Origin of the sequence: Eubacterium sp. ER2 (assembly GCF_000765215.1) — a bacterium.
GTDB lineage: Bacteria > Bacillota > Clostridia > Lachnospirales > Lachnospiraceae > Claveliimonas > Claveliimonas intestinigallinarum.
The window spans coordinates 46,984-60,134 of record NZ_JPJE01000033.1; the positions used below are offsets into that span (position 1 = coordinate 46,984).

Genomic DNA, 13,151 nt, shown 5'->3' on the forward strand with positions numbered 1-13,151 from the left:
GTTTTTCTCGGGGCCCTGTTCATCCTGCTTTTCCTGGCCGGGCGCCTTGTCTGGCTGATGGTCTTTGAGGCGGACTACTACCAGGAGAAGGCGGAGGCTCTCCATGAGCGGGAGAGGGAGATCAAGGCGGCCAGGGGGAGGATACTGGACGCATCAGGCCATGTGCTGGCGGATAACCGGACCGTGTGCACCATCTCCGTCATCCACAGCCAGATCACGGACCCTGAGGCGGTGATACGCGCTCTGTCCCAGACGCTGGAGATGGAGGAGAGTGAGGTCAGGGAGAAGGTGGAGAAGGTCTCCTCCATGGAGCGGATCAGAACCAACGTGGAGAAGGAGACCGGGGACATTATACGGAATATGGGCCTTGACGGGGTGAAGGTGGATGAGGATTTCAAGCGGTATTACCCATACGGGGACCTGGCCTCCACAGTGCTTGGGTTTACCGGGGCGGATAACCAGGGGATCATCGGCCTCGAGGTGAAGTATGAGGAGTACCTGAAGGGGCAGAACGGCACCATACTGACCACCACGGACGCCCGGGGCATAGAGCTTCCCGGGGAGGCGGAGGACCGGATCGAGCCGGTGGCCGGAAACGACCTGCAGACAAGTCTTGACTACAATCTGCAGATGTACGCCCAGCAGATGGCGGAGAAGGTGATGGAGGAGAAACAGGCCGACGGCGTCTCCATCCTTCTCATGAACCCGCAAAGCGGGGAGATAATGGCCATGGTGAATGTGCCTGAATTCGATCTGAACGACCCATTCACCCTGAACACAGGGACAGATACCTCCGCTTTGTCGGACGAGGAGAAGCAGGACGCTCTGAACCAGATGTGGAGAAACCGGTGCATCAACGACACCTACGAGCCCGGATCTACCTTCAAGATCATCACCGCCTCGGCGGCTCTGGAGGAGGGCGTGGTGTCTCTGGATGACACCTTCAGCTGCCCCGGCTACCGGGTGGTGGAGGACCGGAAGATCCGCTGCCACAAGGTGGGAGGACACGGGCAGGAGACCTTTGTGGAGGGTGTCATGAACTCCTGTAATCCGGTGTTTATCGATGTGGGGCTGCGGCTGGGGGCGGACACCTTCTGCGATTACTATCAGCAGTTCGGTCTCCTTGACCTGACCGGAGTGGACCTGCCAGGGGAGGCCGGGACCATCATGCACAAGCGGGAAAATATAGGTACTGTGGAGCTTGCCACTATGTCCTTTGGCCAGTCCTTCCAGGTCACACCCATCCAGATGGCGGCCACTGTCAGCTCTATCATAAATGGCGGCTACCGGGTGACGCCCCATGTGGGAGTCCGGGTGCTGGATGAGGAGGGGCGGGAGAAGCTGACGCTGAACCAGGGAAAGAAGGACCGCATCGTCTCGGAGGAGACCTCCCGGACCATGCGCACGATCCTGGAGAAGGTGGTGGCGGAGGGCTCGGGTAAAAACGCGGCCATAGCGGGATACCGGATCGGGGGCAAGACAGCCACCTCCCAGACGCTCCCCAGGAGCGCGAACAAATATATCTCCTCCTTCATCGGATTTGCGCCGGCGGACGACCCTCAGGTGCTTGGCATGTGCATTATATACAATCCCCAGGGAGTCTACTATGGGGGAACCATTGCGGCGCCGGTGATACGGGACATTTTTGAGAACATCCTCCCCTATCTTGGCGTTGAAAAAGAGTGAGAAATGAAGTATACTGAATGGAGCTATGGATTGCCCCGGCAGTCCTGGGCCAGGAAAATAACGAAAGAGACGAGAGGTGTATCTATGGACTATACAATTTTTGTGCCAGTGCTCATTTCCTTTGCGCTGAGCGTGATCATGGGCCCGGTTGTGATTCCGGTGCTCCGCAGATTGAAAATGGACCAGACGGAGAGGGAGGAGGGTGTGAAATCCCACCTAAAGAAGGCGGGCACTCCCACCATGGGAGGAGTCATCATCCTGACCGCGGTGGTACTCACATCCGTTATCTACATCGGGCGGTATCCGAACATTATTCCCATTCTCTTTGTGACTCTGGGATTTGGACTTATCGGATTTCTGGACGATTATCTGAAGGTGGTGCTCAAGAGGTCTGACGGGCTCTTCCCCAGGCAGAAGATGGCCCTGCAGATCCTTGTGACGGCGGTCTTTGCCTTCTACCTTGTGAAGTTTACAGACGTGCCTTTGACGATGCTCATCCCCTTCTCCGGCGGCAGATACCTGGATATCGGATGGCTGGCCATCCCCCTGCTCTTTGTGGCGGTGATCGGTACGGTCAACGGGGTGAACTTTACAGACGGCCTGGACGGTCTGGCCTCCAGCGTGACCGTACTTGTGGCCACCTTCTTCACGGTGGTGGCAGTGGGGACGAAGAGCGGCATCGAGCCGATCACCTGCGCGGTGGTGGGCGCCCTCCTCGGGTTCCTTCTGTTCAATGTGTACCCGGCCAGCGTGTTTATGGGGGACACAGGTTCCCTGGCCCTTGGCGGCTTTGTGGCCTCCACAGCCTACATGCTGCAGATGCCCATTTTCATTATCATCGTGGGACTGATCTATGTGGTGGAGGTGCTCTCCGTCATGATCCAGGTTACATACTTTAAGAAAACCGGGGGCAAGCGGTTTTTCAAGATGGCCCCCATCCACCATCATTTTGAGCTCTGCGGGTGGTCGGAGACAAAGGTTGTGGCCGTGTTTTCCATCATCACAGCCATCCTCTGCCTGATCGCTCTCATGGCCATGTAGCAGGAAGGAGAGAAGGGATACAATGGATACAGCAGGAAAAGAAGTACTCGTGTTCGGCCTGGGGATCAGCGGCATCGGCGCTGGATCCCTGCTGGAGAAGAGAGGCGCCCGTGTGGTTCTCTATGACGGCAATGAAAAGCTGGACAAGGATAAGATCAGAGAACAACTGGGAGAGGACAGCAGTGCCAGAATCATCACGGGGCCTTTCCCGGAGGAGCTGCTGGGGGAGCTGGACCTTGTGGTGCTCAGCCCCGGCGTGCCCACAGATCTGCCCGTCATAGAGAAGATGAGGGAGATGGGGATAGAGATCATCGGGGAAATTGAGCTGGCCTACCTCTTTGGCAGAGGAGAGATCCTGGCCATCACAGGCACCAACGGGAAGACCACCACCACCTCTCTTCTGGGGGAGATTGCGAAGAACGCCTTTGACAGTGTCTTTGTGGTGGGAAATATTGGCAATCCCTACACCGCAGTGGTGGACCAGACCAGGGACGATTCCGTCATCGTGGCGGAGATGAGCAGCTTTCAGCTGGAGAGCATCGTTACCTTCCGTCCCAGGGTGTCCGCCATTCTCAACCTGACACCAGATCATCTGAACCGGCACCACACCATGGAGGCCTACATCCAGGCAAAGGAGAATATCACGAGGAACCAGACAGAGGAGGATTTCTGCGTCCTCAACTACGAGGACGAGGTGCTCCGCAAATTCGGGGAGAGCCTGCGGGCGCAGGTGATCTGGTTTTCCAGCGCCAGGAAGCTGGAGGCAGGCATTTATCTGGAGGATGGTCATATAATATACAGGGGAGCCAAAGGGGCGGAGGAGCTGCTGTGCAGCGTGGATGAGCTCCAGCTTCTGGGCACCCACAACTATGAGAATGTGATGGCGGCCTCCGCCATGGCCATCGCCTACGGCGTCCCCATGGACGTGATACGTGATACGGTGAAGGCCTTCAGGGGTGTGGAGCACCGGATCGAGTTCGTGGCGGAAAAGGGGGGCGTGGCCTACTACAATGACTCCAAGGGCACCAATCCGGATGCGGCTATCAAGGCGGTCCAGGCCATGAAGAGGCCCACTGTGCTGATCGGGGGAGGCTATGACAAGCAGTCCGACTACAGAGAGTGGATCGAGAGCTTTGGAGGGAAGGTGAAGCTCCTTGTGCTCCTGGGAGCCACAAAGGAGAAGATCGCCGCCCAGGCAAAGGAGTGCGGCTTTACAGACTATGTGTTTGCGGATAGCTTCGACGAGGCAGTCCAAAGAGCGGCATCCGCCGCGGCGCCTGGGGATGCGGTTCTTCTGTCACCCGCCTGCGCCAGCTGGGATATGTTCAGGAGCTATGAAGAACGGGGAGATAAATTCAAAGAGATTGTAAATTCCTTGTAAGGGAGAGCATAGATTGCCGGGTTCATCCAGAAAGAAAAAATATGACTACACGCTGCTTGCGGCGCTGTCTCTTCTCCTCCTGGCGGGGCTTGTGATCCTGCAGAGCACCAGCGCCTGGAACGGGGAAGTGAAGTTTAACGATCCTTATTATTATCTGAAAAAGCAGGTTTTTGCCACAACCATCGGGATAGCGGCCATGTTCGTGACAGCCAATATGGACTACCATGCCCTGCGCCGTCTCGCCCTGCCGGCCTACCTGGCAGCAGTGCTATTGTCCGTCGCTGTCCTTCTTGTGGGAGATGAGTACAACGGGTCCAGAAGATGGCTTTCTTTGGGCCCGTTTTCTTTTCAGCCCTCAGAGTTCGCCAAGGTGGCAGTGATCCTCTTCCTGGCCGATCTTGTGACGAAGTGCGCGGACAGGGTAAAGAAGATGCGGGTTATGGCGGGGATCATGATCCTGGTCCTGCCGGTGGCCGGCCTTGTGGGAGCCAGCAACTTAAGCACAGCCATCATCATCCTGGGCATCGGGGTAATCCTTGTGTTCATCGCCAGCCCGAAGTACGGGCAGTTTGTCTGGATGGGAGTCATTGGCTGTGCCTTTCTGGCCGTCTTTCTGGCTCTGGAGAGCTACCGCCTGGAGCGGCTGGCCATTTGGAGAAACCCGGAGGCCTACGAGAAGGGCTACCAGACTCTGCAGGGGCTCTACGCCATCGGCTCCGGGGGACTTTTTGGCCGGGGGCTGGGAAACAGTGTGCAGAAGCTGGGATTTGTCCCGGAGGCCCAGAACGACATGATCTTCTCCATCATCTGTGAGGAGCTGGGACTTTTCGGGGCCGGCTTTATCCTCCTGCTCTTTCTCATCCTGATCTGGCGGTTCTACGTCATCGCCAGCAGAGCCCCGGACCTCTTCGGGGCCCTTATCGCCGCCGGGGCCATGGGTCACATGCTGATCCAGGTGATCCTGAACATCGCGGTAGTGACCAACACCATTCCCAACACAGGCATCACCCTGCCCTTTATCAGCTACGGGGGTACCTCGGTGGTGTTCCTCCTGCTGGAAATGGGGCTTGTGCTGAGCGTGTCATCTCTGGTAAAATAACAGGAAAGTGCCGGCTGCCATGGCGGCCGGCGGGAATACAGGAGGCTTTACATGAAGCAAAAGAAAAACAGGGGCTACAAAATGTCCCATAAAATATACGCGCTGACAGTCATTGTTCTGGGGCTTGCCATTATCCTGCTGGCCCTGTTTCTGCTCTTCTATGTGCAGAAGATCGAAGTGAAGGGAAATGAGTACACAGACAGCCAGGAGATCGTGGATCTTGTGGAGGAGGATCCGCTCTCCAAGAATTCGCTCTATCTCCTGTACAAGTACCGCTTTACGGACTATGATATGCCGGGCAGCCTGAACTCCATGAAGGTGACTCTTACGGCCCCCTGGTCCGTAAAGGTGACTGTGGATGAGAAGAAGATACTGGCCTGCGTGCCAGGCGGCGAGCAGAATGTGTACTTCGACGAGGAGGGGCTGGTTGTGAAGATGAGCAGCGAGGTCCTGGAGGGAGTGCCCTGTATCGAGGGGCTGGATGTGTCTGGGGCGGAGCTCTACAAGCCCCTTGAGAACGGGGATGAGGCCCTGTTTAAATCCATCCTGGAGGTGACCCGGGAGGTGGCGGAATTTGCACTCTCCCCGGACCGGATCGTGTGCAGCGACGGGGACATCCAGCTCTGGTTCGGCGAAATATGCGTGCTTTTGGGGGACGACATCACCGCCGACAAGATTGCCCAGATTTCCCCCATTCTGGCGAAGCTGGAGGGACAGCGGGGAACACTCCACCTGGAGCACTTTGTGGAGAAGGGGGATGCGGTTTCCTTCACGCCGGATGTGCTGCCCGAGTAAATGCCTGTTTTCCACATAAAAATGAGCGGAAATCCATAAAAATAGAGAAAATTCTATTGATATTTTGCACAAAAGCCTATATTATATAGTATATATGGCGGACTGGCAGTCCGCCGTTATGGGATGTATAATTATATAATAAGGATAGAAACAAAGGAGGAGAAACCCTTGCTAGAAATTAAAACAAACGAGTCGGAAGCGGCGGCAAAAATTATTGTTGTTGGAGTTGGAGGCGGCGGAAACAACGCTGTCAACCGAATGATTGACGAACAGATCGCCGGCGTTGAATTTATCGCTATTAATACAGACAAGCAGGCCCTGCAGTTATGTAAGGCGCCTACACTGATGCAGATCGGTGACAAGATTACCAAGGGACTGGGCGCGGGAGCCCGCCCGGAGATCGGAGAGAAGGCGGCAGAGGAGAGCGCGGAGGAGATCTCGGCGGCTCTGAAGGGCGCTGACATGGTATTTGTTACCTGCGGTATGGGAGGCGGAACCGGAACCGGAGCTACGCCCGTTGTCGCCCGCATCGCAAAGGAGCAGGGGGCTCTGACCGTAGGCGTTGTCACAAAGCCTTTCCGCTTTGAGTCCAAGACCCGCATGAACAACGCTCTGGCTGGAATTGATAAATTAAAAGAAAATGTCGATACACTGATCGTCATCCCCAACGACAAGCTGCTGGAGGTGGTGGACAGACGCACCACCATGCCGGAGGCTCTGAAGAAGGCGGATGAGGTGCTGCAGCAGGGTATCCAGGGTATCACGGATCTGATCAATGTTCCGTCCCTGATCAACCTGGACTTTGCGGACGTACAGACTGTTATGACGGACAAGGGTATCGCCCACATCGGTATCGGACAGGGCCGAGGCGACGACAAGGCGCTGGAGGCTGTGAAGCAGGCTGTGGCCAGCCCGCTGCTTGAGACCACCATTGCGGGGGCTTCCCATGTCATCATCAATATTTCCGGCGACATCACCCTCATGGACGCATCCGATGCGGCTGAGTTCGTGCAGGATCTGGCGGGAGAGGATGCCAACATTATCTTTGGCGCTATGTACGATGACTCCAGAGCCGACGAAGCCACCATCACTGTCATTGCGACAGGCTTACATAATGTAGGCGGAACCTCCTCCAAGCTGAAATCCAGACTGGAGGGACGCTCCGGAATGGTTCCACCGGCCAGCAGCTATGACAGACAGCTGAATTCTGCCCACACGACGCACACATCCCACACCACTCATGCTCCGAGGCAGGAGGCGGGAACAGCGCCGTCTAACAGCGGAAGCGGGCTGAAGCGTCCGCTGGGAGGGACAACCCCCTCACTGGAGACACCGAGGACACCCACCAGCAAGGTGAAGGAGCAGTCCATCAAGATTCCGGATTTCTTTAAAAAATAAAAATATGTAACGTCTTACCCGGGAGGCCGCGCGAAGAGCGCGGCTTCCTTTTTTCTGCCCTTTTTCGAAAACTTCTGTATTTCTGCGGAAACCATATTTTTCTGTCGAGAAAATCTGCCGGCCTCCCGGCACCATCTGACAAATTTTGAAGCCCCCTTCTCTTTATAATAAATCCTGCCCGGGTACAGTAAAGCAGTACGCGATGTCTGCACAAAAGAGAAAGAAGGTGTAATGTGGAGTATGAACTGTATATAGATATTTTTTTCCTGGAAAATTTTATGATGGATCACATACTGCTCCTTCTTGTCAGGCGGATACTGAAAAGCCCTGCCACGCTTGGACGTATCGCCCTGGGAGCACTGGCGGGATCCGCGCTCATGTGTGTGGTGATCGCCTGTCCGCTTCCCTGTCCGTTCATAAAATTTTTTCTGTTCCACGGCATGGTCAGTGTGGCCATGCTGCGGGCGGGCCTTGGGATACCCTGGGGGAGGAAGATGGTGTACGCTTTCTTCCTTCTGTACGCGGCAGGGTTCCTGACAGGCGGGATCATGGGCTGGCTGGCCCAGTACGGGGACTGGCTGGAGGTGGGAAGCCTCTTTTTCGCCCTGACGGCCGGGAGCTATTACCTGGCCTCCGGCGTGCTCTGGCTTGTGTCCCTGGGACTTCAGAGAGGCCGCGGCAGGTGCCGGGCGGATCTTTTCTGGAGGGACAGGAAGGTGACGCTGACAGCCCTTGTGGACACCGGCAACTCCCTGAAGGATCCCTTCACCGGGGAGCCCGTCAGCATCCTGGAGAGGGAGGCGGCGGAGGAGCTGTTTCAGGGCCGGCTGCCGGAGGAGCTGCGGTATATCCCGTACCGCTCAGTTGGAAGGAAGGATGGAGTGCTTCCGGCTGTGAGGCTGGAAAGGCTCTGCATATATGAGAGGGGGCCCAGGTGGATACAGGGGCCTCTTGTGGGGATCAGCGAGGACGCAGTATCTTCAGACGGAACATACCGGATGCTCATTCATCCGGATCTGTAGCATAGATTGGAGGATAGAAAGACATGATGATAAAAGTAGCGGTGCCAAATCAATTTAAACTCAAGGTGATACCGAATTTCAGGACTTTGCTTTTCCCGGAGAGGGGGGACGTGCACTATATCGGCGGCTCAGACATCCTCCCGGCGCCCCTGGAGGCCGAGGAGGAGGCCGATGCCATCGGAAGGCTGGGGACGGAGGAGGACAAGGCGGCCAGGAAGCTGCTCATCGAGCACAACCTCCGGCTGGTGGTGTACATAGCAAAGAAATTTGACAACACGGGCGTGGGGGTGGAGGATCTGATCTCCATCGGCACCATCGGCCTCATCAAGGCCATCAACACCTACGACCCGAAGAAAAAGATCAAGCTGGCCACCTACGCCTCCCGGTGCATTGAAAATGAAATTCTCATGTACCTGCGCAGGAACAACAAGACAAGGATGGAGGTGTCCATCGACGAGCCTCTCAATGTGGACTGGGACGGCAATGAGCTGCTCCTGTCGGATATCCTTGGTACGGAGGAGGATACCATCTACCGGGACCTGGAGCAGGAGGCGGAGCGGAAGGTGCTGGGGAAGGCCCTGGAGAGGCTCACCAGCAGGGAGCAGACTATCGTGCGCCTCCGGTTCGGCCTGGGAGTGCCCGGCGGAGAGGAGAAGACACAGAAGGAGGTGGCGGATGTGCTGGGCATCTCCCAGTCCTACATCTCCCGGCTGGAGAAGAAGATCATGCAGCGGCTGAAGAGGGAAATGGTAAAATATTCATAGCCACGGCCCGGGTAAAATGATACAATAAAAACAAAAAGGGGTTGAGGTATATGAAGCTTACTTTTATCGGCGCGGCCCACGAGGTGACAGGCAGCTGTCATCTTCTGGAAGCCTGCGGGAAACGGGTTCTCATCGACTGTGGAATGGAGCAGGGGCCGGATCTGTATGAGAACCAGAAGCTGCCGGTGACGGCGGGGGAGATCGACTACGTGCTTCTGACCCACGCCCACATCGACCACTCGGGAAACATCCCGCTCCTGTGCAAACAGGGATTTTCAGGCGAGGTGGTCACCACCTTTGCCACCTCGGACCTGTGCAGCATCATGCTGCGAGACAGCGCCCACATCCAGGAGTTTGAGGCCCAGTGGAGAAACCGGAAGGCCCGCCGCAGCGGAGGAGAGCTGTACGAGCCGGTGTACACCATGGCGGACGCGGACGCGGCCATCCAGCTCTTCGCCCCCTGCGACTACGGACAGACCATCGACCTGTGTCCCGGGATCCGTGTCCGGTTTAACGACATGGGCCATCTCCTTGGCTCTGCCAGCATCGAGGTGTGGGTGACGGAGGGGGACGTGACAAAGAAGGTGGTGTTCTCCGGGGATGTGGGAAATATAAACCAGCCCATCATCCGGGATCCCCAGCCTGTGAGGGAGGCGGACTACGTGGTCATAGAGTCCACCTACGGAGACAGGCTCCACGGGGATGAGATCCCGGACTATGTGGGTGAGTTTACCCGGATCCTGCGGGAGACCTTTGACCGGGGCGGCAATGTGGTTATCCCCTCCTTCGCCGTGGGCAGGACCCAGGAGCTGCTCTACTTTATCCGGGAGATCAAGGAGAAAAATCTCCTGCCCGAATACCCCTCCTTTGAGGTCTATGTGGACAGTCCTCTGGCCATCGAGGCCACTACGGTCTTCAATAAGAATGTCCGTTCCTGCTTTGACGAGGAGGCCATGGCTCTTGTGGAGCAGGGCATCAACCCGCTCGTTTTCCCTGGGCTGAAGACAAGCATCACCACGGAGGAGTCCAAGCAGATCAATCTGGACGACCGGCCCAAGGTCATCATCTCCGCCTCCGGCATGTGCGAGGCGGGCCGGATCCGCCACCATCTGAAGCACAATCTGTGGCGCAGCGAGTGCACCATCTGCTTTGTGGGCTACCAGGCGGTGGGGACTCTGGGAAGGAAGCTTCTGGAGGGTGCCCAGGTGGTGAAGCTCTTCGGGGAGACCATCTCAGTCAACGCCCGGATCGAGTCCATCAAGGGCATCAGCGGCCATGCGGACATGAACGGTCTGCTGGCCTGGCTGGAGGGCTTTGAGAAGAAGCCGGACCGGGTCATCGTGGTCCACGGGGAGGACACTGTGACGGAGAGCTTTGCCCGGACTGTGGAGGAGAGGATCGGCTGCCCTGCCTTTGCTCCCTTCTCCGGCGGCTGCATGGACCTGGCCACGGGACAGATCCTGTCGGAGGGGGTGCGGATCCCCAGGAAGGCGGCCGAGAAGCCTGCCAAGGCGAGGGCGAGAGCGGCCTTTGAGAGAGTGGTGGCAGCGGCCAGACGCCTCATGGAGGTGGTCGTGAAAAACGAAGGACTCTCCAACAAGGACCTGGCAAAATTCGAGACCCAGATCCAGAATCTGGCGGACAAGTGGGACAGGTGATCTGTCAAAAAAGGTCACATAAGAAGAGAGAAAAAGTGAAGAAAGACATGTAAAGTTTTGGCCCTTTGTCAAGGGCTAAAACTTTTTTTATTTTCCCCTGGGCCGGTATAAGCCCGGGCCTGATTGAGAAAAATCAATACTGTACGAGATCAGATGACGACGGAGAACAAGGAGGTTTGAAGATGATGGCACAGGGGAAGGTTGAGATCTGCGGGGTGAACACGTCAAAGCTCCCGCTTCTTACAGAGGAGGAAAAGGAGGAGCTGCTGGCCCGCATCAAGGAGGGGGACGAGGAGGCGAAGGACCGGTACATCAAGGGAAACCTGCGGCTGGTGCTGAGCGTCATAAAGCGCTTCTCCTCCAGCAATGAAAATCCCGACGACCTGTTTCAGATCGGCTGCATCGGGCTGATCAAGGCGGTCAACAATTTTAATACGGAGCTGGATGTGAAATTCTCCACCTACGCGGTCCCCATGATCATCGGGGAGATCCGGCGCTACATGAGGGACAACAATTCCATCCGGGTGAGCCGCTCCCTGCGGGATACAGCCTACAAGGCGATCTACGCCAGGGAGAGCTACATGAAGCAGCACTTAAAAGAGCCCACGGTCCAGGAGATCGCGGAGGAGATCGGCATCTCGGGGGAGGACATCGTCTTTGCCCTGGACGCCATACAGGCCCCGGTGAGCCTGCAGGAGCCGGTGTACAGCGACGGCGGGGACGCCCTCTACGTGATGGATCAGATCAGCGACAAGAAGAACCGGGAGGAGAAGTGGATCGAGGATCTGTCCCTGGAGGCGGCCATGGAGCACTTGAGCGACCGGGAGCAGTACATCATAAGGCTCCGGTTTTTTGAGGGAAAGACCCAGATGGAGGTGGCGGAGGAGATAGAGATCTCCCAGGCCCAGGTGAGCCGGCTGGAAAAGCACGCCCTGAGGGTCATGCGGCAGTATCTGAACGGCTGACGAAAAAAGGAGACAAAAAGAAGCGGCGAAAACAACAGGAAAACGGCAGGATATGCAAATACCCGTTGAAATTTCGGCCGCTTCATACTATGATAGGGGAGAAGAAAGAGGAAAAGGAGTGCCGTGTATTATGAGAGGCTGTATATTTGATCTGGACGGAACATTGACGAATACATTGGAGTCACTGACCTATTCTGTAAACCTGACTATGAAAGAGATGGGCCTTCCATCCATCACGATGGACCAGTGCAGAAGATTTGTGGGAGAAGGCGCCAGAAAGCTGATCGAGAGGACGCTGAGGGCCTGCGGGGACGAGAACCTGAGCCGCCTGGAGGAGGGACTTAAGGTCTACGGCAGAATATTCCATGACAACTGTACATATCATGTAACACCCTACGACGGGATCACAGAGATGCTGGGGGATCTGAGGGCCATGGGCATCCGACTGGCGGTGCTGTCCAACAAGCCCCACGGGCAGGCCGTGGATGTGGTGAGACAGATCTTTGGAGAGGGAGTCTTTGACTTTGTGCAGGGGCAGAGCGAGGAGCTGCCGAGGAAGCCGGATCCGGCCGGGGTTTTGTACCTGCTGGATAAGATGGGCGTCAAAAAGGAGGACTGCGTCTACGTGGGAGACTCGGAGGTGGATGTGGCCACCGCCAGGGCAGCCGGCGTGACGGAGCTGGCCGTCACATGGGGATTTCGCAGCAGACAGGTCCTTGAGGAGGCCGGGGCCGCCGTGCTCATCGACCATCCGGGAGAGCTGGTGGATTTTCTGCGAAGCCGCGGATAAAGCGAAGCCGCAGATAAAGCGAAGCCGCGGCTGGCCGGGACTGCGTATGGCGGGAAGCTGCGGCATAGAGAAAGAAGCAAAAGGACAATGAGAGCATACGGGATATAGAAAGGAAAAGAAAGAAGGGAGGAAAAACGTATGTATGAGTATGATGAAGAATGTCTGCAGGTGTTCCTTGACAAGCAGGGACAGCTGTTCGACGAGCCGGTGGCCGGGACCTTAGAGGAGGCGGAGGCTTTCCTGGAGGACTGTATGGCCGTTGTGGTGGACAGCATCCAGGAGGTGGCAAACTACTTCCAGGAGGAGGGTGTGGACGTGGACGGCATGTCCCTCGAGGAGCTGGAGGAGGCCTCGGAGGTCTTTGCCCTGCCAAGCGGCAAATATCTGATCGTGGAAGGATAGGAGGAGGGGCCCTGCATGGGGAGGGCCCGGCGAGAAAGGAGCCGCCCGGCGTGGGCGGCTCCTCAGACTGTAGACAAAGGTGGTGCTGGAGCCCTAGCTCCAGCACCACTCTTTTTGCCAAAATGCCAACTCCCATATTTTCTTATAAAG

The 13,151-nt window shown here is 56.8% G+C and carries 12 protein-coding genes; all 12 read left to right on the forward strand.

Features of this window, described 5'->3' with window-relative positions; translation table 11 throughout:
- Positions 1-57 precede the first annotated feature (57 nt).
- The 12 genes from NI21_RS0112310 (at position 58) to NI21_RS0112365 (ending at position 13,001) form a co-directional block, all read left to right on the forward strand.
- Positions 58-1,686 (forward strand): penicillin-binding transpeptidase domain-containing protein, encoded by a 1,629-nt coding sequence (locus NI21_RS0112310; protein WP_347562462.1) that lies wholly within the window; start codon positions 58-60, stop codon positions 1,684-1,686.
- Positions 1,687-1,770: 84 nt separating this feature from the next.
- Positions 1,771-2,727: a phospho-N-acetylmuramoyl-pentapeptide-transferase gene (mraY, locus tag NI21_RS0112315; RefSeq protein WP_033126500.1), complete on the forward strand. Its 957-nt coding sequence runs from the start codon at positions 1,771-1,773 to the stop codon at positions 2,725-2,727.
- 22 nt (positions 2,728-2,749) lie between these two features.
- Positions 2,750-4,108, forward strand: coding sequence for a UDP-N-acetylmuramoyl-L-alanine--D-glutamate ligase (murD, locus tag NI21_RS0112320; RefSeq protein WP_033126501.1), 1,359 nt, complete (start codon positions 2,750-2,752; stop codon positions 4,106-4,108).
- Positions 4,109-4,121: 13 nt separating this feature from the next.
- Complete coding sequence (locus tag NI21_RS0112325) at positions 4,122-5,207, forward strand: FtsW/RodA/SpoVE family cell cycle protein (protein ID WP_033126502.1); 1,086 nt, start codon at positions 4,122-4,124, stop codon at positions 5,205-5,207.
- Between the two features lie 51 nt (positions 5,208-5,258).
- A complete protein-coding gene (locus NI21_RS0112330) occupies positions 5,259-6,002 on the forward strand; it encodes a cell division protein FtsQ/DivIB (RefSeq protein ID WP_033126503.1) in 744 nt (247 codons plus the stop codon).
- A 168-nt stretch (positions 6,003-6,170) separates the two neighbouring features.
- Positions 6,171-7,400 (forward strand): cell division protein FtsZ, encoded by a 1,230-nt coding sequence (gene ftsZ / locus NI21_RS0112335; RefSeq protein ID WP_033126504.1) that lies wholly within the window; start codon positions 6,171-6,173, stop codon positions 7,398-7,400.
- Between the two features lie 233 nt (positions 7,401-7,633).
- A complete protein-coding gene (locus NI21_RS0112340; protein WP_033126505.1) occupies positions 7,634-8,422 on the forward strand; it encodes a sigma-E processing peptidase SpoIIGA in 789 nt (262 codons plus the stop codon).
- A 23-nt stretch (positions 8,423-8,445) separates the two neighbouring features.
- On the forward strand, positions 8,446-9,186 hold the full coding sequence (gene sigE, locus NI21_RS0112345; protein ID WP_033126506.1) for an RNA polymerase sporulation sigma factor SigE: 741 nt from the start codon (positions 8,446-8,448) through the stop codon (positions 9,184-9,186).
- A 50-nt stretch (positions 9,187-9,236) separates the two neighbouring features.
- Positions 9,237-10,844: an MBL fold metallo-hydrolase RNA specificity domain-containing protein gene (locus NI21_RS0112350; RefSeq protein WP_033126507.1), complete on the forward strand. Its 1,608-nt coding sequence runs from the start codon at positions 9,237-9,239 to the stop codon at positions 10,842-10,844.
- A 185-nt stretch (positions 10,845-11,029) separates the two neighbouring features.
- Entirely contained in the window at positions 11,030-11,809 is a 780-nt protein-coding gene (sigG, locus tag NI21_RS0112355; RefSeq protein ID WP_033126516.1) for an RNA polymerase sporulation sigma factor SigG, read from the forward strand.
- Between the two features lie 130 nt (positions 11,810-11,939).
- Positions 11,940-12,599: an HAD family hydrolase gene (locus NI21_RS0112360; protein ID WP_033126508.1), complete on the forward strand. Its 660-nt coding sequence runs from the start codon at positions 11,940-11,942 to the stop codon at positions 12,597-12,599.
- A 138-nt stretch (positions 12,600-12,737) separates the two neighbouring features.
- A complete protein-coding gene (locus tag NI21_RS0112365; protein WP_033126509.1) occupies positions 12,738-13,001 on the forward strand; it encodes a hypothetical protein in 264 nt (87 codons plus the stop codon).
- Positions 13,002-13,151: the final 150 nt, after the last annotated feature.

Excerpts from the sequence above, each read along its gene's own strand:
- NI21_RS0112365 (WP_033126509.1), top strand. The coding sequence starts at position 12,738 with ATGTATGAGTATGATGAAGAATGTCTGCAGGTGTTCCTTGACAAGCAG.
- murD (WP_033126501.1), top strand. The coding sequence starts at position 2,750 with ATGGATACAGCAGGAAAAGAAGTACTCGTGTTCGGCCTGGGGATCAGC.
- NI21_RS0112350 (WP_033126507.1), top strand. The coding sequence starts at position 9,237 with ATGAAGCTTACTTTTATCGGCGCGGCCCACGAGGTGACAGGCAGCTGT.
- mraY (WP_033126500.1), top strand. The coding sequence starts at position 1,771 with ATGGACTATACAATTTTTGTGCCAGTGCTCATTTCCTTTGCGCTGAGC.
- sigG (WP_033126516.1), top strand. The coding sequence starts at position 11,030 with ATGGCACAGGGGAAGGTTGAGATCTGCGGGGTGAACACGTCAAAGCTC.
- NI21_RS0112330 (WP_033126503.1), top strand. The coding sequence starts at position 5,259 with ATGAAGCAAAAGAAAAACAGGGGCTACAAAATGTCCCATAAAATATAC.
- NI21_RS0112310 (WP_347562462.1), top strand. The coding sequence starts at position 58 with ATGGTCTTTGAGGCGGACTACTACCAGGAGAAGGCGGAGGCTCTCCAT.
- sigE (WP_033126506.1), top strand. The coding sequence starts at position 8,446 with ATGATGATAAAAGTAGCGGTGCCAAATCAATTTAAACTCAAGGTGATA.
- NI21_RS0112360 (WP_033126508.1), top strand. The coding sequence starts at position 11,940 with ATGAGAGGCTGTATATTTGATCTGGACGGAACATTGACGAATACATTG.